Annotated in this window: 21 protein-coding genes; 13 read left to right on the top strand and 8 right to left on the bottom strand. The window is 67.1% G+C overall.

Annotated features, from left to right (window positions below; translation table 11 throughout):
- Nucleotides 1-93: 93 nt before the first annotated feature.
- From BRADO_RS16325 to aat, 4 genes are read left to right on the top strand one after another with little or no spacing between them, the layout of a single operon-like run.
- Nucleotides 94-1,614, top strand: a complete 1,521-nt coding sequence (locus BRADO_RS16325) for a CHASE3 domain-containing protein (RefSeq protein WP_011926427.1) — start codon at nt 94-96, stop codon at nt 1,612-1,614.
- Nucleotides 1,611-2,048 (top strand): response regulator, encoded by a 438-nt coding sequence (locus BRADO_RS16320; RefSeq protein ID WP_008963642.1) that lies wholly within the window; start codon nt 1,611-1,613, stop codon nt 2,046-2,048. The genes BRADO_RS16325 and BRADO_RS16320 overlap by 4 nt, the downstream gene beginning before the upstream one ends.
- Nucleotides 2,045-3,133 carry a sensor histidine kinase gene (locus BRADO_RS16315; protein WP_011926426.1) on the top strand — a complete coding sequence of 363 codons (1,089 nt, stop codon included), beginning with the start codon at nt 2,045-2,047 and terminating at the stop codon, nt 3,131-3,133. Before BRADO_RS16320 ends, BRADO_RS16315 begins: the two co-directional genes overlap by 4 nt.
- Before the next feature lie 58 nt (nt 3,134-3,191).
- Nucleotides 3,192-3,872 (top strand): leucyl/phenylalanyl-tRNA--protein transferase, encoded by a 681-nt coding sequence (aat, locus tag BRADO_RS16310; protein WP_011926425.1) that lies wholly within the window; start codon nt 3,192-3,194, stop codon nt 3,870-3,872.
- A gap of 7 nt (nt 3,873-3,879) precedes the next feature.
- Here aat and BRADO_RS16305 read toward each other — a convergent pair whose 3' ends face one another.
- Nucleotides 3,880-4,881 (bottom strand): DUF2155 domain-containing protein, encoded by a 1,002-nt coding sequence (locus BRADO_RS16305; RefSeq protein ID WP_041756593.1) that lies wholly within the window; start codon nt 4,879-4,881, stop codon nt 3,880-3,882.
- Between the two features lie 244 nt (nt 4,882-5,125).
- Here BRADO_RS16305 and BRADO_RS16300 point away from each other — a divergent pair, with 244 nt between their 5' ends.
- The 7 genes from BRADO_RS16300 to BRADO_RS16270 all read left to right on the top strand — a co-directional run bounded on the left by BRADO_RS16300 (nt 5,126) and on the right by BRADO_RS16270 (nt 12,316).
- On the top strand, nt 5,126-5,899 hold the full coding sequence (locus tag BRADO_RS16300; RefSeq protein WP_011926423.1) for an SDR family NAD(P)-dependent oxidoreductase: 774 nt from the start codon (nt 5,126-5,128) through the stop codon (nt 5,897-5,899).
- 44 nt (nt 5,900-5,943) lie between these two features.
- The gene (locus BRADO_RS16295; RefSeq protein WP_041756592.1) at nt 5,944-6,906 is read left to right on the top strand and encodes an alpha/beta hydrolase; all 963 of its coding nucleotides are present in this window, start codon (nt 5,944-5,946) and stop codon (nt 6,904-6,906) included.
- A 174-nt stretch (nt 6,907-7,080) separates the two neighbouring features.
- The gene (locus BRADO_RS16290; protein ID WP_011926421.1) at nt 7,081-8,247 is read left to right on the top strand and encodes an amino acid aminotransferase; all 1,167 of its coding nucleotides are present in this window, start codon (nt 7,081-7,083) and stop codon (nt 8,245-8,247) included.
- Between the two features lie 20 nt (nt 8,248-8,267).
- The gene (locus BRADO_RS16285) at nt 8,268-8,879 is read left to right on the top strand and encodes a YitT family protein (protein WP_011926420.1); all 612 of its coding nucleotides are present in this window, start codon (nt 8,268-8,270) and stop codon (nt 8,877-8,879) included.
- A 233-nt stretch (nt 8,880-9,112) separates the two neighbouring features.
- Nucleotides 9,113-10,177: a ketopantoate reductase family protein gene (locus BRADO_RS16280; RefSeq protein ID WP_011926419.1), complete on the top strand. Its 1,065-nt coding sequence runs from the start codon at nt 9,113-9,115 to the stop codon at nt 10,175-10,177.
- Nucleotides 10,178-10,302: 125 nt separating this feature from the next.
- Nucleotides 10,303-11,316, top strand: coding sequence for a hypothetical protein (locus BRADO_RS16275; protein ID WP_011926418.1), 1,014 nt, complete (start codon nt 10,303-10,305; stop codon nt 11,314-11,316).
- Nucleotides 11,317-11,434: 118 nt separating this feature from the next.
- On the top strand, nt 11,435-12,316 hold the full coding sequence (locus BRADO_RS16270) for a transporter substrate-binding domain-containing protein (protein ID WP_041756591.1): 882 nt from the start codon (nt 11,435-11,437) through the stop codon (nt 12,314-12,316).
- Nucleotides 12,317-12,436: 120 nt separating this feature from the next.
- On the opposite strand, the gene BRADO_RS16265 is transcribed toward BRADO_RS16270, so the two are convergent.
- From BRADO_RS16265 to BRADO_RS16240, 6 genes are all read right to left on the bottom strand, one after another.
- Nucleotides 12,437-13,105: an amino acid ABC transporter permease gene (locus BRADO_RS16265; protein ID WP_011926416.1), complete on the bottom strand. Its 669-nt coding sequence runs from the start codon at nt 13,103-13,105 to the stop codon at nt 12,437-12,439.
- Between the two features lie 31 nt (nt 13,106-13,136).
- Complete coding sequence (locus BRADO_RS16260) at nt 13,137-14,387, bottom strand: FAD-binding oxidoreductase (protein ID WP_011926415.1); 1,251 nt, start codon at nt 14,385-14,387, stop codon at nt 13,137-13,139.
- Nucleotides 14,388-14,408: 21 nt separating this feature from the next.
- A complete protein-coding gene (locus BRADO_RS16255; protein ID WP_011926414.1) occupies nt 14,409-15,167 on the bottom strand; it encodes an SDR family NAD(P)-dependent oxidoreductase in 759 nt (252 codons plus the stop codon).
- Between the two features lie 130 nt (nt 15,168-15,297).
- Complete coding sequence (locus tag BRADO_RS16250; RefSeq protein WP_041757548.1) at nt 15,298-16,842, bottom strand: peptide ligase PGM1-related protein; 1,545 nt, start codon at nt 16,840-16,842, stop codon at nt 15,298-15,300.
- Nucleotides 16,843-16,863: 21 nt separating this feature from the next.
- Nucleotides 16,864-17,883 (bottom strand): M14 family metallopeptidase, encoded by a 1,020-nt coding sequence (locus BRADO_RS16245; RefSeq protein ID WP_244423053.1) that lies wholly within the window; start codon nt 17,881-17,883, stop codon nt 16,864-16,866.
- Nucleotides 17,884-18,012: 129 nt separating this feature from the next.
- Entirely contained in the window at nt 18,013-18,960 is a 948-nt protein-coding gene (locus BRADO_RS16240; protein WP_011926411.1) for a GlxA family transcriptional regulator, read from the bottom strand.
- 112 nt (nt 18,961-19,072) lie between these two features.
- Between BRADO_RS16240 and BRADO_RS16235 the strand changes: the two genes are divergently transcribed.
- Entirely contained in the window at nt 19,073-19,768 is a 696-nt protein-coding gene (locus tag BRADO_RS16235) for a DJ-1/PfpI family protein (protein WP_011926410.1), read from the top strand.
- An 86-nt stretch (nt 19,769-19,854) separates the two neighbouring features.
- Here BRADO_RS16235 and BRADO_RS16230 read toward each other — a convergent pair whose 3' ends face one another.
- Nucleotides 19,855-20,265 (bottom strand): NADH:ubiquinone oxidoreductase subunit NDUFA12, encoded by a 411-nt coding sequence (locus tag BRADO_RS16230; protein WP_011926409.1) that lies wholly within the window; start codon nt 20,263-20,265, stop codon nt 19,855-19,857.
- Nucleotides 20,266-20,449: 184 nt separating this feature from the next.
- Here BRADO_RS16230 and BRADO_RS16225 point away from each other — a divergent pair, with 184 nt between their 5' ends.
- The gene (locus tag BRADO_RS16225; RefSeq protein WP_041756590.1) at nt 20,450-21,172 is read left to right on the top strand and encodes a BA14K family protein; all 723 of its coding nucleotides are present in this window, start codon (nt 20,450-20,452) and stop codon (nt 21,170-21,172) included.
- The last annotated feature ends 449 nt before the right edge of the window (nt 21,173-21,621 follow it).

Here is a 21,621-nt window from a genome sequence, read left to right as displayed (position 1 = left end):
TCTGACGTGGAACCTTCCTGGGCCGGCCGCGTTTTGCTCGGTCGGATGAGTTCCGCCAGGGGGCAGTGATTTCCAAGACGTTGCGAGCGTACGGTGGCGCCTGAGGTGAGACGAAGGCGCACACTGGGCCAGGTCCTGCTGTTGTCAGCGGGATTTCTGGTGCTGGTCGCCGTCAGCACGGCATCCGTTCTGCTGGTCAACAAGGCGCGCAGCGACAGCGCCTGGGTGGTGCACACCGTCGAGGCCGAGAACCAGATCAACGCGCTGCTGCTCGAGGTGCGCCGCGCCGAGAGCGCCGCCCGCGCTTATCTCCTCACCCAGGGCGAGGAGTTCCTGAACGACCATGAGGCTGCGGTCGCGGCGATCCGCCCGGTTCTCGACAAGCTCGGCACATTGGTTGCCGACAACCGCACCCAGGTCGAAAACCTCGCAACGCTCCGCAGCGTCATCGAGACGCGGCTGTCGCAGTTCGACCGCGAAAAGCTCCTGGTGGCGCGCGGCGATCTCGCGGCCGCGATCGCGCTGGTCCGCGACGCCGGTTCGACCAGCAGCAGCAAGACCATGCGCGAGACGGCCGAGGCGATGCGCCTCGAGGAGGAACGCCTGCTGTCGCTGCGGACGGCCAACGCCGATGCCAGCCAGCGGCTGGCGGCGATCGTCACCATCACCGGCTCGGCGCTCGTCGTCGTGCTCGCGATCATCTCGGTGCTGCTGGTGCGGCGCTCGACCCGGGCCCGCGACGACGCCGAGGCGCAGCTGCGCGAGAGCAATCTCAACCTCGAAGCCACCGTGGATGAGCGCACCGCCGACCTCCGCGAGGCCAATGAGGAGATCCAGCGCTTCGCCTACATCGTGAGCCACGATCTGCGCTCGCCTCTGGTCAACATCATGGGCTTCACCAGCGAGCTGGAGGAGCTGCGCAACGACATCTTCCGGCGCATCGCGAGCCTCGCCCGTGCCGTGTCGGACTCGCCGCCGCCGGCCGAAGGCGCCGAGCCGGAGCTCGAGGGCGCCGACAAGCAGCTCTCGGACGACTTCTCCGAGGCGCTCGGCTTCATCAAATCCTCGATTGCCAAGATGGACCGGCTGATCAGCGCGATCCTCAATCTGACCCGTGAGGGCCGCCGCGAGTTCGTGCCCGTGCGCATCGACACCCGCGAGCTGATCGAGCAGATCGTCTCGACCCTTGCCCATCAGGCCGAGGAGGCACAGACGACGATCCGCGTCGAGCCGCTGCCGACGATCGTCAGCGACCGCCTCGCCTTGGAGCAGATCTTCTCCAACCTGATCGACAATGCCATCAAATATATGAAGCCGAGCGTGCCGGGTGATATCAGGATCCGCGCCCGCACCAAGCTCGGTTTCGCGATCTTCGAGGTCGCAGACAACGGCCGGGGGATTGATCCCCGGGATCACCAGCGTATCTTTGATCTGTTCCGCCGCGCCGGGACCCAGGACCGTCCAGGTCAGGGGATCGGATTGGCGCATGTGCGCGCGCTCGTGCGCCGGCTCGGTGGAACCATGTCGGTCGCGTCGGAGCTCGACCAGGGTAGCACGTTCACCATCACGCTCCCGATCAACTGGAACGCCTCAAACCGGAACTCAGACCGATGACCATGCCCGTAACCATCATCATGATCGAGGACGACGAGGGCCATGCCCGGCTGATCGAGCGGAACATCCGCCGCTCCGGCGTCAACAACGAGATCAAGCCGTTCACCAACGGTACAGACGCCGTGAAGTACCTGCTTGGTCCTGACGGGACAGGCCTGGAGCACAAGGGCCATGCCCTCCTGATCCTGCTCGACCTGAACCTGCCGGACATGACCGGCATCGACATCCTCAAGATGGTCAAGCAGAACAGCTTCCTGAAGAGCGCGCCGGTGGTGATCCTGACCACCACGGACGACTCCCAGGAGATCAAGCGCTGCTACGAGCTTGGCTGCAACGTCTACATCACCAAGCCGGTCAACTACGAAAGCTTCGCCAACGCCATCCGCCAGCTCGGCCTGTTCTTCTCCGTCATCCAGGTTCCGCCCGCCGCATGAGCGCCTCCGCCCCCACGCTGCTGTACATCGAGGACGACGCGGCGCTGGCGCGGCTGGTGGAGCGCGGACTGAAGCGGCTCGGCATCACGGTGGAGCATGCGCCCGACGGCAGCGCGGGCCTGGAGCGGCTGCAGCGCGGGGGCATCGACGTTGTCGCGCTCGACCAGCATATGCCGGGTCTCGACGGTCTGGAGACGCTGGAGCGCATCATGGCGCTGCCCGAACCGCCGCCCGTGGTGTTCGTGACGGCGTCGCAGGATTCCAAGATCGCCGTGACCGCCTTGAAGGCCGGCGCCGCCGACTATCTCGTCAAGGACGTCCAAGGCGAGTTCATCCCGCTGCTGCAGGTCGCGGCCGAAGGCGCGCTGCGTCAGGCGCGGCTGCAGCGGGCGCGTGACGAGGCCGAGGCCGAGGTCCGTGCCTCGCGCGACCGCTTCGCGGCGCTCGCCGCGGAGCGCGAGGTGCTGCTGCGCGAGGTTAATCACCGTGTCGGCAATTCGCTGCAGATCATCGCCTCGCTGCTGCATCTGCAGGCCAATTCGAGCACCCAGGACGACGTCAAGGCGGCGCTCACCAATGCGATGGGCCGCGTCGCCGCCGTGGCCCAGGTCCACCGCCGGCTCTATACGTCGCAGGACCTCAAGAGCGTGATGCTCAACCAGTACCTCGACTCGCTGCTCGACGATCTTCGCAGGTCCGCCGAGGGCAACCGGATGTCGCGACTGACGTTGAAGGCGGAGCCCGTCGAGATCGATCCGGATCGCGCGGTCGCGATCGGCATCGTGGTCAACGAGCTGGTCATGAACGCCGTCAAATACGCCTATCCCGACGGTCCCGGCCCGATTCATGTCGAGCTGAAGCTGGAGAACGATGACATCGTGCTGTCGATCGCCGACAACGGTGTCGGCCTCAATGCGACCAGCGATCCACGCTCGACCGGCATGGGCCAGCGCATCGTGAGTGCGATGGCCACCAAGCTCGATGCGACCGTGGAGCCGGACCCGAGCCATAACGGCACCAGGATTGTTGTTCGCTTCCGCCTCAGCAAGGATGCGCCGAAGCCTGCCGCGGCCGCGGTGGGCTGAGCGGTCTGCGTCCGATGAACCCATCGCGTGCCGGTCGATGTCCTGCTAGACTAGAGGGATGAATTCGCGCGACTCCGCAGCGTCCGAGATCACGCCCGAGGTTCTCCTGCGTGCCTATGCCTGCGGCATCTTCCCGATGGCCGAAAGTGCCGACGATCCCTCGCTGTTCTGGGTCGAGCCGGAACTGCGCGGGGTCATCCCGCTCGATGGCTTTCGCGTCGCCTCGCGGCTGGCGCGGACGGTGCGCTCCGACGCCTTCACCCTCACCGTGAACCAGGCCTTCAAGGCGGTGATGGACGGCTGCGCCGCGCCGCAGCCCGGCCGCGAGGACACCTGGATCAACCGGCGCATCCGCGAGCTTTATGGTGGCCTGCACGCGATGGGCCATTGCCACAGCGTCGAGTGCTGGCAGGACGGCGAACTGGTCGGCGGCCTCTATGGCGTCAGCCTCGGCCGGGCGTTCTTCGGCGAGAGCATGTTCCACCGCGCTCGCGACGCCTCGAAGGTCGCGCTCGTGCATCTGGTGGCCAGGCTGATCGCCGGCGGCTTCGAGCTGCTCGACACGCAATACGTGACCGAGCACCTCAAGACCTTCGGCGCGGTCGAGATCCCGCGCCGTCGCTATACGGTGCTGCTGGAGAAGGCCCTCACGGGCCCAGCCGCCAATTTTGCACGGCTTCCCACCGACCGGCCGCTCGCGGGCGCCGAGGCGCTTGCCATCATCGCCGAGCGCGGCTGAACATTCTTTAGCGGAACACGCCACCAAACGGACCGCCGGCCTGTGGCGGCGGGGGTGGCGGAGGCACCTGCTGGGTCTGGTATTGCGGCGGCGGCCCGGGCGGACGCGGCGCAGCCTGCTTCTGCTGCGGCGGGCGCTTTTGCGCGGGCTGCGGCTGCGGCTGCGGCGCGGGCTTTTGCTCCGGCGCGGCGCTCGCCACCGTGTTCTGCGGCTCTTTGCAGTCGACCAGCCAGATGTCGTAGATCGGGTGCTCGACGCCGTGCAGGCCCGGGCTCGCGGCGAACATCCAGCCCGAGAAAATCCGCTTCACCTCGCCCTGCAGGGTGATCTCGTCGACCTGCACGAAGGCGTCGGTGTTGGCCGCCTCGGAGGCCGGGCGCGTGTAGCAGGCGTCGGTCTTCACCCGAAGCGCGCCGAACTGCACGGTCTCGCCGATCTCCTCGTCGAAATTGATGATGCGGCCAGTGATCTTGTCGAGGCCGGAGAAGCTCGCCTTCTTGTTCACGATCTTCTGTGCCGGCGGCTCCGTCACCACCTCGTCGCCGGGTTGGATGGTTGCCGGCGTCTGCGGCACCGCGCCGTTCGGCGGGATCGCAGCATTCTGGGGCGCGCCGCGCGGCGGCGCTGGCCGCTGGCCCGGCTGCGCGGGCGCAGCACCGGGCTGGCCAGGAGGTGCGGCGGCAACGGGTGGATTGTTCTGCGGCAGCACAGTTGTTCCCGGCGGCGGCGGCAGCGGCTGCGACTGGACCGGCCCCGGCAAGGCAGCGCCCTGCCCCGGCGGCGGACGGGTCGGCGCCGGCAGGACGCGTCCCTGCGGCAGCTCCGGAACCTCCTCCTCCTCGTCGGGCGGCGGCGGGATCGGCTCTCCGCGGCGCGGAATGTTGCCAGGCGGACGCGGCACCGGATCAGAGAAAATGGTGCCGATCTGGGCGCGCGCGGGCACGGCCAGCGCGAGGGATGTGGCGGCGAGCAAGGCCGCGATACCGGTCAGGACGATTGTTCGGTGCATCTCGCGCGGCTTTATCAGGCGAATCGGGGTTCGGGACAATCAAATCGCGTCATGACCCATCCGCCGCTCTCGATCAGCCCTTCCGTTAACATGTCGAATACGGCGGGGGAAGGGCGGCTTACCAGCGCACCGCGAGGTGGCCATCTGGTTCGTCCGATGAGATAGTCGCATGATCAGAAGATAGCGTGAAACCAACACGCGACAAGGCCGCGGCACGAAAGCTTGCGCCAACGGGAGGAGTCCGATGTCTGATTCGATTCGCCTCGACGGCAGGGTCGCCGTCGTCACTGGCGCGGCCGGCGTGATCGGCCGCGCAACGATGCAGTTGTTGGCGGCGCGCGGCGCCCGCATCGTCGCGATTGATCGGCGCGAGGCCGATCTGCACGACGCGACGCGCGCCCTGCCCGCCGTCGCCGAGACGCTGGCGATATCAGCCGACGTCACCGACGAAGCGCAGGTCATCGGCTATGTGCGCAAGACGTGCGACCGCTTCGGAACAATCGACGTGTTCTTCAACAATGCGGGTGTCGAGGGCGAGATCAAGTCGATCACCGACTATCCGCTGGACGCCTTCCGCCGCGTGCTCGACGTCAACGTCGTCGGCGTGTTCCTCGGCCTCAAGCACGTGCTGCCGATCATGCTCAAGCAGAACCGCGGCTCGATCATCAACACCGCCTCGATCGCCGGCCTGATCGGCTCGCCCCAGATCGCCGTCTACAGTGCCAGCAAGCATGCCGTCATCGGCCTCACCAAGAGCGCGGCCTGGGAATGCACCGGCACGAATGTGCGCGTGAACTGCATCTGCCCCGGCCTGATCGACAGCCGCATGCTGAGTGCGATCATCGAAGGTCGCAGCGGCGCGCCGGTGCCGGTCGACAAGGTCGTGGACCGCGTGCCGGCCCGGCGGCTCGGCCAGGGCTCGGAGGTCGCGGCGATCGTCGCCTTCCTCGCGTCAGATGATGCGAGCTACGTCTCCGGCGCCGCCTACACGGTCGACGGCGGCCGCACCGCGGCCTAGTGCTTCAACTCGGAAGATCTCTTCAACGCAACAGGTTCTCTGCAATGCCCGTTCAACTCGATGCCGATGCCGCTGCCGTCTACAAAGCGTTCCAGGAGGCCGGCCGTCCGGCTTACGAGACGCTGACACCGCAGGAGGCGCGCGACTACTATCTGGCCGCCCGCACCGTCAGCAATCCCGAGCCGCCAGAGCTCGCCGAAGTCAAGGAGCTGGCGATCTCCGGCCCGCACGGCGCGATCCCTGCCCGGCTCTATCGGCCGAAGTCGGTGCGGCAGACCAACGGGCTCGCCCCGGGCCTGGTGTTCCTCCATGGCGGCGGCTGGGTGATCGGCAATCTCGAGTCGCATGACGTGGTCTGCCGCACACTGGCGCACGAAGGCGAGCTGATCGTCGTCTCGGTCGACTATCGCCTCGCGCCCGAGCACAAGTTTCCCGCCGCGGTCGACGATGCGGTCGCTGCGACCCAATGGGTGGCCGGCAACGCCGCCTCGCTCGGCATCGATGCGGCGAGGCTCAGCGTCGGCGGCGATTCCGCCGGGGGCAATCTCGCCGCCGTTGTCGCGTTGTCCGCGCGTGACGGCAACGGCCCGAAGCTGTCTGGCCAGGTGCTGATCTATCCAGCCACTGACTTCACGATGAGCAATCCCTCGCACAGCGAGCCCGAGACCAGCGTGCTGCTGACGCATTCGGTGATCCGCTGGTTTCGCGACCATTATCTCAATAGCGCCGCCGACATCCACGACTGGCGCGCCTCGCCCGCCAAGGCCGAGTCTCTCGTGGGCCTGCCGCCCGCCTATGTGCTGACCGCCGGCGCCGACCCGCTGCGCGATGAAGGCGACGACTACGCGCGGCGCTTGCGCGAGGCCGGCGTGCCCGTGACCTATCGCACTCATCCCGGCCAATTCCACGGCTTCTTCACCATGGGCAAGCTGCTCGACCAGGCCAATGTCGCCGCCCGCGACATTGGCGCCTGGTTGAAGCAGCTGGATCGGCCGGTGGGCATCTAGGGCTGTTTTGGCCCGTGCTGATCGGCTCTGCGCTGGCTGCGGCGCATTCCCGGCACGCAGCCGAGCATGGCCGAAATTCCCGCTGTTTTTGCGCCGCAACCCGGCTAGTGTCCGCGCGCCTGCCGGGCGGCCAAGGGCTGCCCGCGGTGCACGACGCAACAGGAATGCTCCCCGATGTTCGAACGCCTGAGCCGCCAGCCCGACGATCCCCTGCTCGCTTTGATCGGCATCTTCAAAGCCGATCCGCGGACCGACAAGGTCGATCTGGGCGTCGGGGTCTACCGCGACGAGGCCGGCCACTCGCCGATCTTTCGCGCGGTGAAGGCCGCCGAGCAGCGGATCTGGGCGAGCCAGGACAGCAAGGCCTATGTCGCTCCGGAAGGCGACCAGGGCTTCCTGGACCTGCTGTGGACGATGGTCGGCGGCAAGGCCTCGCCGGTGCATGCCGCTGGCGTGCAGACCCCCGGCGGCTCCGGCGCGCTGCGGCTGGCCGCCGACCTGATCCGCCAGGCGGGCACCGGCCGGATCTGGCTGGGCTTGCCGAGCTGGCCCAACCACGCCGGCATTTTTGCCGCGGCCGGGCTCGCGATCGAGACCTATCCCTATTTCGACGTTCCGTCGCAGACCCTGCTGCTCGACGGCATGCTCGAGGCCTTGCAGCGTGCCCAGCCGGGCGATGCCGTGCTGCTGCATGCGTCCTGCCACAATCCGACCGGCGCCCCATTGGGCGCCGCGGACTGGGCGCGCATCACCGACGTGATCGCCACGCGTGGGCTGGTGCCGCTGATCGACTCCGCCTATCAGGGTTTTGGCGCCGGATTTGAGGGCGACGTCGCCGGGCTGCGGGCGCTGGTCGCGGCGATCCCCGAGGCGCTCGTCGCGGTGTCCTGCTCGAAGTCCTTCGGCCTTTATCGCGAGCGCACCGGCGCGCTGTTTGCCGTTGCGGGTACGACGGCCGCAGTGGAGACGGCGCGCTCCAATCTCGTCGCCATCGCCCGCACCAGCTACTCGATGCCGCCGGACCATGGCTCGGCGATCGTCAAGACCATCCTCGGCACACCTGAGCTCTACGACGACTGGCGCGCCGAGCTCGAGTCGATGCGCCAGCGCCTCGCCAGCTTGCGCCGCTCGTTCGCCGAGGCGCTCGGCGGCCGCTGGTCGAACTCCCTGGCGATCGGCAAGCAGGAAGGCATGTTCTCGCTGCTGCCGCTGACGCCGGCCGAGGTGATGACCTTGCGAGAGAAGCACGGCGTGTACATGCCGACCTCGGGCCGCATCAACGTCGCCGGACTGAAACTGTCGGACGTCACCCGCGTCGCCGGCCTGTTCAAGGCGATCTGAGCGCTGCAGGCAGGGCCGTCGTGACCGAGACTGTGCCGGAGCGTCACAAGCTCTACGAGGATGCGATGGCGCTGACGCTCGGCACGCTGTTCGTGTCGCTGGGCATGCTGATCTACAGCAAGACGGTGCTGCTGGTCGGCAGCACCGCCGGACTGTCCTTGCTGCTCAGCTACATCAGCGGCTACAGCTTCGGGCTGAGCTTCTTCCTGCTCAATCTGCCGTTCTACGTGCTCGCCGTGAAACGGATGGGCTGGGCGTTCACGATCCGAACCTTCGTCGCGGTCGGGCTGGTCGCGGTGTTCTCGCGCCTGACGACATCCTGGGTCGACATCGCCGAGATCAACCCGATCTATGCCACCGTGATCGGCGCCGGCCTGACCGGCACCGGCCTGCTGATGCTGTTTCGCCACCGCACCGGGCTCGGCGGCATCAACATCCTTGCGCTCTATCTGCAGGAGCACTGGAAGATCCGCGCCGGCTATTTCCAGCTCGCCGTCGACTTCCTGATCATGATCGCGGCGTTCTTCGTCATCCCCGTCAACCGCCTGGCGCTCTCCGTGCTGGGGATCGTGATCGTCAACGTGATCATCGCCATCAACCACAAGCCGGGCCGCTACATGGCCCTGAGCTGACCCTGGATCACCCCAGGGGTGTTCGGTCCAGGCATCACCCGCCGGGGATGTCGCAGGTGTGCGCTGCACCTTGCCAGACCCGCCATTCCATGGGATGAAGGCCCTGGTATGCCAGCGATCGAGGCATCGGTTACCGCCTCCGCCCGCCACGTGGCATTCGTGGGGCGACGGGATCGCCAACAAAAGTCAGAAAAAATTCCAACGCAAAACCAAGCTCTGGGGAACACCAAGGTATGGCACGCAATATTCTGATTCTCGGAGCCTCCTACGGCTCCCTCCTCGGCACCAAGCTGCTGATGGCCGGCCACAACGTCACGCTGGTCTGCCGCAAGAAGACGGCCGAGCTGATCAATCGCGAGGGCACGGAGGTCCGCATCAAGCTGCGCGACGAGCCGAACCATCGCTCGATCTTCTCGCGCGACCTGCCGGGCAAGCTCGACGCCGCCTCGCCCGACGCCGTCGACCTCAGCCGTTACGACCTCGTCGGTCTGGCGATGCAGGAGCCGCAATACACCAACCATACGATCCGCGTGCTGATGGTGAAGATCGCCGAGGCCAAGCTGCCGTGCCTCTCGATCATGAACATGCCGCCGCTGCCCTACCTCAAGCGCATTCCGGCGCTGGCCAACAGCGATCTCGAAGAGGCCTATACCAACGCCCAGGTCTGGGAGCGCTTCACGCCCGGACTGGTCACGCTGTGCTCGCCCGATCCGCAGGCGTTCCGTCCGCCGGAGGAAGGCGCCAACGTGCTGCATGTCGGCCTGCCGACGAACTTCAAGGCGGCTGCCTTCGACGACGAAAAGCATAACGCGCTGCTGCGCGAGCTGGAGCGCGACATCGACGCAGTCAGGCTCGACGGCCAGGACGTGCCGGTGAAGTTGAAAGTTTTCGATTCCCTGTTCGTGCCGCTGGCGAAGTGGTCGATGCTGCTGACCGGCAACTACCGCTGCATCACCCGCGGCGAGCCGCAGGCCATCCGCGACGCCGTGCACGGCAATCTCGCTCAGTCGAAGGCGATCTACGAGCACGTCGACGCGATCGCGCGCAAGCTCGGCGCCGACCCGAGCGATCAGGTGCCGTTCGAGAAATACGCCAAGGCGGCCGAGAGCCTGCTGAAGCCGTCCTCGGCGGCGCGTGCGGTCGCCGCCGGCGCGCCCTTCATCGAGCGCGTCGATCTTCTGGTGAAGCTGATCGCGCAGCAGATCGGCATGCCAAATCCCGAGATCGACCAGACCGTGCAGACCGTCGACTTCAAGCTCAACGAGAAGATCGTCGTGGGCGGCTCCAGCGCGCAGTGACATCGGCGGCGGTGGGCGTCGACACCATCCGTAACGAGATGTGACTTTGCAGGAACGCGCGGCCAACGCATGGTCGCGCGTTCTTGTTCCACCTCGCCCTTTGATTCAGATCGCTTGGAAGTCCGATGCCGTCCTGCGGGCCTCTCGCGTTTCCGCTGCGGGCCCTGAGCTGGCTCGGCAACCAGGGGACACGCGCCATCGCTCTGGTGCTCTTCGTTGCGATTGCCGTGCCACCGGTCGGCGAGCTGACGCGGCCCTATGTCACGCACGCGATCTTCCTGCTGCTCTGCATCTCCTTCATGCGCGTCGACATCGTGCTGCTGCGTGCGCATCTGCGCCGTCCGCTGCTCGTCGTCGCCGCGACCGCCTGGACCACGATCGCGGTGCCGGCATTGGTCGGCACGATCGCGCGCCTGACCGGATTCGACGCCGCCGCGCCCGAGCTTCACCTCGCGCTGATGCTGCAGGCGACGGCCTCGCCGATGATGGCCTCACCGGCGCTTGCCGGACTGATGGGTCTCGACGCAACCTTGGTGCTGATCACGCTGGTGACGTCGACCGCGCTGGTGCCGCTGACAGCGCCGGTGTTCGCCTATGTCTTTCTCGGACAGACGCTGGCGCTGTCGCCGGCCGCGCTCGGGCTGAAGCTCGCCGCAATCCTGGCCGGCGCCGTCGCGGCCGCAACGGCCGTTCGCCTGGCCTTCGGCATCGAAGCGATCCGCCGACACCGCGCGCCGATCGACGGCTTCAACATCTGCATCCTGTTCGTGTTCGCATCGGCCATCATGGCGCACTTCCTCTCCGACCTCGTCACCAGTCCCTTCCGCATGCTGGGACTCGCGGTGCTCGCCTTCGCCGTGTTCTTTCTGCTGCTGGGTATCACGATGCTGCTGTTCCGCGGCGCCGGGCGCGAGCGCGCGATGGCGCTGGGCGTGATGGTATCGCTCCGCAATATGGGGCTGATGCTCGCCGCCACCGAGGGCGCCATCCCCGGCACCACATGGCTGTATTTCGCGATGAGTCAGTTTCCGATTCACCTCGCGCCGCAGCTGCTGCGGCCGTTTGCCGAGCGGCTGCGCGCGACGCCGCTTCCATCTGGCGGGACCGACCACGGTGTGATCAGCCCTGCACGGGAATGAGGCAGCGCAGCATTCCTCGGGGCTGCGAGCCGCTGCTTGGGTCGCGCGGCTGCTATCACGTGTTGCTGGCGTGCGACGCCGACGCTACGCTCCGCGCCGATTGGTGCAGGAGGATGTTGTGACCACGTCAGACGATCAGACCATTTCCGAAGACCGCCGCGAGGCCTTGCGCTATGCGCTGGCGATCGGCTCAGGCGCCGCGCTCGCGTCCGCGATGACGACGACGCCGGCCTCGGCGCAGGCGGCCGCCGACAACACGCTCGACCGGGTTCGCGCCAGCAAGGTGCTGCGCATCGCCGTGCTGCCGGGCGAGCTTCCCTATTTCAACAAGGACCTCGCCTCCGGCACCTGGTCGGGCTTCTCGATCGAGATGGCCAACGACATCGCCAAGCTGCTCGACGTGAAGCTCGAATATGTCGAATCGACCTACGGCAATTCGGTGCTCGACCTGCAGGCCGGCAAGATCGATCTCGGCTTCGCGCTCAACCCGACGCCGCAGCGCGCGCTGGTGATCGACTTCTGCGGCACGGTGTTCCCGCATCCGTTCGGCGCGATGCTGAAGAAGGGCATGGAAGCCAAGACCTGGGCCGACATCAACAAGCCGGAGGTGAAGATCGCCGTCGACGTCGGCTCGGCCAACGAGGCGGTGGCGCGGCGCTTCGCGCCGAACGCGACCATCAAGTCGCTGAAGTCGCGCGACGAGGTGATGCTGGAGATGGCCTCGGGCCGCGTCGACGTCGTCGTCAACGCCCTGATCCTCGGCCTCACCGCGATCGCCAAGAACCCCAATCTCGGAAGCTACAAGATCCTGCAGTCGCCGTCGGTCGCGATCCCCTCCAGCATGGGTGTCCGCCGCGAGGCCGACAAGCGCTGGCGCGACTTCCTCGCGGTGTGGATCGACTACAACCGCGGCATCGGCCAGATGCGCGAATGGTTCGTCAAGGGCCTGGGGCTTGCCGGCGTCAAGGCCGAGGATGTGCCGGTCGAAGTGAATATCTAAGGCGGCCCCGCTCTCTCCACCGTCATTGCGAGGCGCGTAGCGACGAAGCAATCCAGAGCTCAGGTTGCAGCCCTGGATTGCTTCGCTTCGCTCGCAATGACGGCGGATATATTCCCCGCCTCACGCCTTGTCGTAGCTCATGCCGCGTTCGAAACGGCGGCCGAGAAGCGTCGCCGGGAACAGGATCGCGAAATAGATGATCGCGATGATGGTGTAGACTTCGAGCGGGCGGTAGGTATCCGCGTTGATGAGCGTCGCGTTGTAGACCAGATCCGGCACCGCGATCACCGACACCAGCGAGGTGTTCTTCAGTTGGGTCACCGACTGGTTGACGTAAGGCGCCAGCATCGGCTTCAGCGCCTGCGGCAGGATTACGAGCCGCATCATCCGCCACGGCCGCAGGCCCAGCGCGCGCGCCGCATCCCACTGCCCGCGCGGTACGCTCTCGATGCTGCCCCGGATGATCTCGGCGTAGAAAGCCCCGCCATATAGCGACAGCACTGTGACCGCCGCGACATGCGCGGGGATGTTGATGCCGATCACCACCGGAAACGCGTAGTAGAACCAGATGATCTGCACCAGCAGCGGCGTGCAGCGAAACAGCTCGATATAGGCGATCAGCAGCCAGTCGATGACGACCGGACGTCGCAGCCGGATGATGCCGACGAGCAGCCCGATGATCGTGCCGAGCAGGACCGTGCCCAGCGTATAGGCCATGGTCCAGCCCAGCCCCACCCAGAACAGATGGCTGTACTTGCCGAGAATGGCAAAATCCCAGGTGTAGTTCATCTTGGCTCCGGCGTGAGGCGGTCGCGGCCCATCACAGATACCGGCTCGGCGCGAAGGCGGCGGCGTCGAAGGACGGCGCCTCGCCCGCGATCATCGCGGCGATCGCAGCCCCCGTGGCCGGCCCCGTGGTGAAGCCGATATGCTGGTTGCCGAATGCAAGCCACAGGCCGGAATGCCGCGGCGCCGGCCCGATCATCGGCAGCGAGTCCGGCAGGCTCGGCCGCGCCCCGCGCCAGGGCTGCGCGACCGCATCGCCGAACTCGACGACCCCGCGCGCCAGCGGCACCACCTGCTCGAGCTGGGCGAAGTTCGATGGCGCATCGCGCTCGGTCAGTTCGACGCCGGAGGTGACGCGCACGCCGTTCTCCATCGGCGTCATCAGGAAGCTGGCCTCGGCATCATGGATCGGCCGCAGCAGCCTGCGGTTCGGATTCGGCGTGAACTCCTGGTGATAGCCGCGCTCGAACGCCATCGGCACCTTGTAGCCGAGCGGACGCAACAGCTCCGGCGACCACGGCCCGAGCGCCACCACGACATGCCGCGCGCGGATCTCGCCGTCGCCAAGCACCACGCGCCAGCCATCGCCACCGCTCAGCAGCGCCCGGATCTCGGACTGCCTGATCACGCCGCCCGCACCCTCGACCATCCGCGCATAGGCCTTGGTCACGTTGCCGGGCGAGTCGACCGATGCGGTCTGGCTGTGCAGCAGCCCCACTTTGTAAACCGGGAGCATGTTCGGCTCCAGCGCCGAGATCGCCTGGCGGTCGAGCAACTCGCTCTTGATGCCGTATTCGGCGAGGAAGGCCTGCTCCGCCTTGGCCGCGCCGACCGCATCGCTCCGCCATGCCTTGAGCCAGCCGGTCTCGCGGATGCGCTGCGGCTCGCCGGCGCGAACGATCCAGTCGCGGTGCAGCGGCAGCGACGCCCCGATCAGGCCGTGCAGCGCGGTCGCCCGCGGCCTGACGCGCGACTCCACGGCGTTGGCGAGGAAGCGCAGCACCCATTCGATGTTGCGCAGGGTCCAGGCCGGATCCCAGCGCAGCGCCGCGCTCCTATTGCCGAGATAGGACGGCAGCGCGCGAAACAGCGAGGGCTTGTTGAGCGGCAGGATCGAGCCGGAGGAGAGAATGCCGGCATTGCCGTAGGACGTCTCCTCGCCCGGCGCCTTGCGGTCGACCAGCACCACCGAGAGGCCGCGCTCGCGGATCGCATAGGCCGAGGAAACGCCGACGATCCCTGCTCCCAGCACGACCACGTCGGTGGCTTGTTGTGCGCTCTCCATCGTCCCTCGATCCGATTCCGATTACATCAATGTCAGGCCGCCATCGACCGGCAGCACGGCGCCGGTGACATGGCCGGCTTCTTGCGACAACAGGAAGCTCACGGCCGCCGCGATGTCGTCCGGCTCGGCCAGGCGCTGTTGCGGATTGGCGGCAGCGGCCTTCTGCCAAGCCGCGGGATCGAGCGACCCAAGCCGCCCCGCATCCTTTCGCGTGTAGCCGGGCACGACCACATTGGCCGTGCCGCCGGTCGCGGCGAGCTCGATCGCGAGACATTTCACCAGCGCCTCCAGCGCCGCCTTGGCGGCCGCCGAGGCCGGGAACGTGCCGCCCGGCACGAACCGGTGCGCGACGAAGCTCGAGATCGCGACGACACGCGCAGCCGCGCTCTGCAACAGATCGGGCAGCGCGGCGCGGGCGAGTTCGTGGAAGGCCGCCGGCATCACGGCCAGCGAGCGGTCGAGCCCCTCGCGCGGCAGATCGCGAAAGCTGCGCCGGTCGGCGAATCCAGCCGCATGCACCAGCACATCAATTCGCCCGAACCTGGTACGGGCCGCCGCCACGAGCTCCGACGCCGCGCCTGCCGTGGAAAGATCTGTGCAGTGAAAGGCCACCTCGCTGCCGGCCTTTATGCACGTCTCGACAACCGCCTCCAGCCGCGCGCGCCCGGCCGCGTCGGCGCCCTGGCCGTGCAGCATCAGGCCCTGCCCCGGCCCCGCGAGCCGGCGCGCCACGGCGGCGCCGATCCCGGCGCCGCTGCCGGTAATGATTGAAACGCGCATGATCCCCAGCGCCAGTTGCCATTCGAGGCGCGGACTATAGGTCTCGCATGCGGCAAAGCAAACCGTCGCCCCGGCATGCCTGCAAGACCATGGCGCGCAACCGCGCCCTGCTCGACCGATGGCAAGCCGGCTAAGACCCGCTCGCCTCGATCCGTTGCCGATCGAGAATCTCCACGGTGCGGCGATAGAGCTCGGCTGCGCGCTCATGCGTCCGGCCGATGCAGACCACCCCGAGCTTGCCGAACTCCGACAATGCGCCGATGAGATGGAATGCGACGCCCTCGCCGGTCGCAGCGTGAAAATGCAGGCCGTTGACGACGGCGATGTCGACGAGATCGTCCGGCCGCAAGCCGCGATAGGCGTCGCCTTCCAGATTGTCGGAGGCGTAGTAACAGCGCGGCTGGCCCGCCGGCGTGACGAATTCACCGCTGCCCGGGTCATAACGGCCGTCGGTGAGGAACTGCAGCATCAGGAACGGATGTGTCGTGCCGCCCTTGCGCAGATTGATCTCGATGGCGACGTGCCGCCAGTCCGGTCCGTCGCGCACCGAGATGAAGTCGACCCCGAGCCGACCGATCACGCCCTTGGCCGCGAGCGCCTCCGCCACCGCGACGCCGCGGGCCTGGATATCGCGCCGGTAGGCGTCGTCGGCCGGAAACCGGCAGCCGAGGAAGATCTGCCCGCTCGGCCCGCCCAGCACCTGATCATGCGTCGATATGGCCTCCACCCGGCCGAGCGGATCGATGCGCAATTGCGACGATGGCGACTGCTTCGCCGCCCCGGGAATGAACTCCTCGACGATCCCGCCCATCGCGCCGAGCTTGGCCTCGAACACCTCCCAGCTCATGCCGCGCGCCTCGAATGCCATGTGCGGCAAGCGCTCGTGCAGCCACGGTCGCAGGCCATGATCCATCGGTGCGCCGGTGAGGTCGACGACCGCGTTGCCCTCGCCGGAGAAGCCCTCGTTCAGCTTGACCACGGCCTTGCGCAGCCCGGGTCTGCGCCGCGCCAGCTCCGTCAGCGCCTCCGTCAGCGCATACGCGTCGGACAGATCCTCGAAACCGTCCGGCAGATCGATCCCGACCTCCTTGAAAATCCTCCGCGATCCGCTTTTCGAGCCCCACGAGGCGAGCGACGGATCGCAGCCGTAGATCGGGATGCCCAGCACGAGCGCGAGCCTGCGCTCCAGCTCGGTCACCGTATAGCAGCTCAGATGCGCGGGCCCCGCGCCCTGGAATGCCGCGCGGAGCCGATCGAGCACGCGCGGGCGCGCCAGGATCTTCTGCGTCAGCGGCGCTGCCGAGGCATCGTCGCAGGATAACAATGTCAGCCGGGCGCGGGCATGGCCACCGGGCACACCCGGCAGCAGATGCAGATAGTAGTCGATGATGGTGTCCGAGATCGGCGAGCTCGTCACATAGACCACGCGGGTCCGCGGCATGCGGAGCAGCAGCAGCATGCACAGCATGCGCTCCTCGTAGTGATGCACGCCCGAGACCTTGGCAAGAACTTCGCGATCGAGGCTGAGGCTCGGCACGATCACGACCGTGCGCGGCAGGCTCGGGTCATCGAACAGCTTCGTATAAGCGGTTGCGAACTCCGCCTGCAGCTCCGCGAACCGCGCCCGGTCGGCGGCGCTGACGACAACAGGCGGTGGCGGAGCAGGACCGGTCATCGCAGGATTTGTCATCGCGCGTTACCCGCGGTCATCGGCGAGCCGCCGTCCGTCGCGGCCGATGCGATGCATGAGATAGCCGAGACAATCGAGCCTGACCGCCTGGGGATCGCGCGTCAACATCGCCGGGATGGCGCGCTGGGCCAACCGGATCTCGCCGTCATCGTAGTGGAAGTAATCCACACGCGCGCCATCCGCGCTTAGAACCTCGAGCCGCCTGTCTCCGCCACAGCGGCCGAACGAGACGCCGGCGTCGAGCTCGGCGAAGTTGAGATGATCGAGATCGCTGCGAAACTGAAACTCGGCAGCGCTGCCATCGTAGGAGAAGGTGGCGTCCACAGGCACCTTGACGATCGCGAAGGTGCGCAGCAGATCGATATCGGCCTCGCCGACGGCGCGCACAGGAAAGTGCTGCAGCGAAAGCGCCGCCTCGATCAGCTCGGCCGCATGCGCCACACCCGCCTCGACACCGGGCTGCCCGCATTCGACCGTGATCGCCGGACAGAGACGCGCAAGCGCTGCGGACTGCACGCCCACAGGCTCCTCGAAATACACCACCATGCGGCCGAACAGCCGTGCCAGCTGCAGATGGTGATCGTCGCAACTGTTGACGCAGGCGTAGTGCGGATTGTTGCCAGTGTTGTTGTGAATGTCGATGCTGGCGAACAGCCGCGTGCGCGCTGCGATCGCCACCACCTCGCGCATCACATGGGATTCAGGCGTCATGGGATGAGAGGTGCCCGGCCAGGCGCGGTTGTAGTCGTGCTGATTGGGACGCGTGCGGACCCCGGCCTTCGCGGCGGCGATGTTGCCGACGAACAGCAGCACGGGACGCGGCAGCGGACGGCCGCGCAGCCGTTTCAAGACGCGCTGGACGGCGAGCCAGCCGGTATCCTCATTGCCGTGCAAGAGCACGCTGAGAAACAGCGTGTCGCCCTGGCGACCTTCCAGGCTGAACAGCGATGGTCCCGGCAGGTGCCGCCACAGCTCGGGCGCCGGCACATCCAGCAGCACGTCCGGAAGGCGATCATAGCTTGCCAAGGACAGCGATCGATCGAGCCCCCCGATCGTCGCGCGTTCAGCGCCGTCAACCGTCACTCGTCCTGCTCCGCGCGCTCAGAGATCAAGCAGGCAGGATAGCCGGTCGCGGTTCCCCGCGACTGATTCAGATCAACCAGCCGGCTGTGCGCGCGCCGCGCGTCGCAACGCCTGCGGCGGCTGGCCAAAGGCGCGGATGAAGGCGCGGCGCATCCGCTCGGGATCGCGAAAGCCGGCCGCTTCGGCCACCAACTCGATCGGCTGGTGCGAGGCCTGCACACGATCGCGCGCCACCTCCAGCCGCAGGCGCTCGATCGCCTTGGAGGGCGTGGTCCCGGTTTCGGCAACGAAGGCGCGGGTGAAGTGCCGCGTGCTCATGCCGGCGCGCTCGGCGAGATCATCGACCGACAGCGGCGCATCGAGATGCTCGCGCGCCCAGGTCAAGAGATCGGCGAACCGGCCGCTCGGCGCCTTCAGTTCCAGCAGCGAGGAGAACTGCGACTGGCCGCCGCTGCGGCGGTGATAGAGCACGAGCTGCCGCGCGGTCTTCTGCGCGATCTGCTCGCCGTGATCCTCCGCCACCATAGCCAGCGCGAGATCGATGCCGGCGGTGATGCCGGCCGAAGTCCAGATCTGACCGTCGCGCACATAGATGCTGTCGGGCTCGAGCTTCACGTCTGGATAGGCGCGGAGAAACTGGCGCGTCCGCTGCCAATGCGTGGTCGCGCGCTTGCCGTCGAGCAGGCCGGCCTCGGCAAGTACGAAGGCGCCCGAGCAGACGCTGGCCACGCGGGTGCCGCGACGCGCGACCTTGCGAACGAAATTCAACGTGCAGGCATTGCGGCTGGCCGCCTCGACGCCGTCGCCGCCGGCGATCAGCAAGGTCGACAACGCCGAGACGGAGCCGAACTTCCGCGCGAGCATCTCGGCGCCCGACGAGGAGCGCACCGGCCCCGGCGCGGCCGCCACCACGCGGATCGTCGGCGCGGCGCCGGCATAGCGCGCGGCGATCTCGAACACCGAGATCGGGCCGGCGGCGTCGAGCAACTGAAAGTCCGGGAAGATGAGCACGCCGATCATGAAGGACTCCGCAGCGGTCTGTCTGAAATCGAGGGAACTTTGACATTTGAGACAGGCAGCGGATCATGCAGGATCGTTGGCGTCAACCCGTCATTGCCCGTGAGATCCGCCCATGGCCGCCCCACTCTCCATCGCTCTCGTGCTGTTTCCTCACGTGACCCAGCTCGACCTCACCGGCCCCGTGCAGGTGTTCTCCAGCGTCCCTGGTGCGACGCTGCACCTGGTGTGGAAGCGCATCGAGCCCATTCCGACGGATTCCGTTCTGACGCTGCTGCCGACGACGACCTTCGCGGAGTGCCCGCAAGCGGACGTCATCTGCATCCCCGGCGGCTTCGGCATCGACGCCATTCTCGACGATCCCGAAGTTATCGGCTTCATCCGCCGCCAGGCCGAGGGCGCCAAATACATCACCTCCGTCTGCACCGGCTCGCTCGCGCTCGGTGCCGCCGGCCTGCTCGAAGGCTATCGCGCCGCGACCCATTGGAGCGCCCGCGAATGTCTGCCGCTGTTCGGCGCGACCATCAGCACCGAGCGCGTCTGCGTCGATCGCAACCGCATCACCGGCGGCGGCGTGACCGCGGGGATCGATTTCGCGCTGACGCTGGTGGCGCAGCTGGTCGATCGTCCGACCGCCGAATCCATTCAGCTCCGGCTCGAATACAACCCGGCGCCGCCGTTCACCGCCGGCTCGCCCGATACGGCGCCGCCCGAGGTGCTGTCGCGGATGCTGGAGCGGATCGCACCGTTTCGGCAGCGGCGCGTCGCGGCGGCCGAACGCGCGGCCGCCAGTATCGGCCGCAGCGCCTAGTCCGGCCGCGGGCGCAATCGCCCATCGCAAGAAGGCCGCCCGGAGCCCGGACGGCCTCTCAAACCTCATTCAGAACCGCGGGCGAATCAGCTGCCGGGCGTCCACGGCTGATAATCGCCGGTCGCCTTCGGGCGGCGGCCGCTGGCCAGCGTCGAGCCGGCCGGACGATAGGCGAGCGGCGTGCCGGTCAGGTTGGGCTGATGCGGCTTCTCCCACTCGCGCACCTTGTAGCCGTCCTGCGTCGGCGGCACGTCGACCGTGTGATGAATCCAGCCATGCCATTCCGGCGGAATGCGGCTCGCTTCAGCGAGCCCGTTGTAGACCACCCAGCGGCGCTCGAAATGCAGCACCGGATCGATCTTGCCGCCGGCAGTCCGATAATAGCGGTTGCCCTGCGCATCCTGCCCCACAAGCTCGCCGAACCGCCACGTCCACAGCTGGGTGCCGAAGGTCTGGCCGTTCCACCACGTGAAGAGCTTCAGAAAGAACTGTTTCATGCGCCTGGGGCCGGAATTTGTGAAGATCACGGCTCTGATGCCACTGCGCCTTCGACTTGTCCAGTGTTGCACCGCCCGTCCCTGCGACGGTGCACCGGTTCGCGGCGGGGATCTGACATCCCGCCGGGGGGAACGACATTCCCCGGCTGCGGTTAGGACATTTTCCCCTGATGGAGCGACATCGATGACCAGATTGAAGACATTGAGCGCTGCCGCGGCAGTGGCGCTGATTCTGCCGCTCGCGGCAGCGACCACGAGCTTTGCCCAAGGACCGGGCGGACATGGCGGTGGTGGTGGTGGCGCGGCCGTCGGCGGTGGCGGTGGTGGCGGCCACATCGGTGGTGGCGGCGGTGCGGCCATCGGCGGTGGCATGGGCGGTGGCATGGGCGGTGGCCATTTCGGCGGCCCCGGCGGTGGCGGTCATATGGCCGGCCCCGGCGCTAGCGCTGGCGGCATGGGCTTGGCTGGCCGTGGCGCGATCGGCGGCGGCGGAGCGGCATTCGCCGGGCGCGGACCGGGGGCTGGCGCCAACGTCGCGATCAACAATGGCGGTGGACGCGGCGGCTGGAACGGCGGCGGCAACTGGAACGGCAATGGCGGAAACTGGAATGGCGGCGGCTGGCGCGGCCATGGCGGCGGCTGGCATCATCGCGGCGGCGGTTTCTGGCCGGGAGTCGGCGTTGGTGTCGGCATCGGCCTGGGCAGCAGCTACGCCTACTACAATGATCCGTACTATTACGGCCCGGACTACTACAACGACTACTCCTACTACGATGACTCCGCTCCCGTCGCCGTGGTTGGAACCGAAGGCGTCGATCCGAGCTATTGCGCGCGGCGCTATCGCTCCTACGACCCGGCCTCTGGTACCTATCTGGGCTATGACGGAATTCGTCATCCCTGCCCATAAGCCGACCATTTAGTCCGTGCGATGAAACAAGAGGCGGCGAAGTGATGACTCGCCGCCTCCTAATTTAGTGTCATTATTTATTCCCCGCCTTATTGTTGTTTTCTCTGTGTCCCATCCGCCACGTTGCGGACAGAAATTCGACGAAATTTCAACAATGTGCAAAGCGGCGTGCAGATATATTGCGCGTTCCGGTCCAATATCAAATCAGCTTCTGATTCGACTTCAGTTCGCTGAAGACGGGGCAAACTGACTTCCGTCTGATGAACTCATGGATCGCGCACACCAGCGCAATGCAACACCGCTGCGAGCCGCCGTTTGCGCCTGCCGCTCTCGACCGCGCCAGAAAATTCGAACGAGGAGGCGCGCCTTGCGACATATCATCAGTTCCTTCGACGCAGCTGCACCGGTCGCCGGATGCGTGGGGCTGGTCGCAGTGATCGACCGGTCAG

The sequence above is a fragment of the Bradyrhizobium sp. ORS 278 genome, assembly GCF_000026145.1.
In the GTDB taxonomy this organism is placed as follows: Bacteria; Pseudomonadota; Alphaproteobacteria; order Rhizobiales; family Xanthobacteraceae; genus Bradyrhizobium.
The sequence above is the reverse complement of the archived record's forward strand: the minus strand, read 5'-3'. Positions and strand labels throughout refer to the sequence as shown.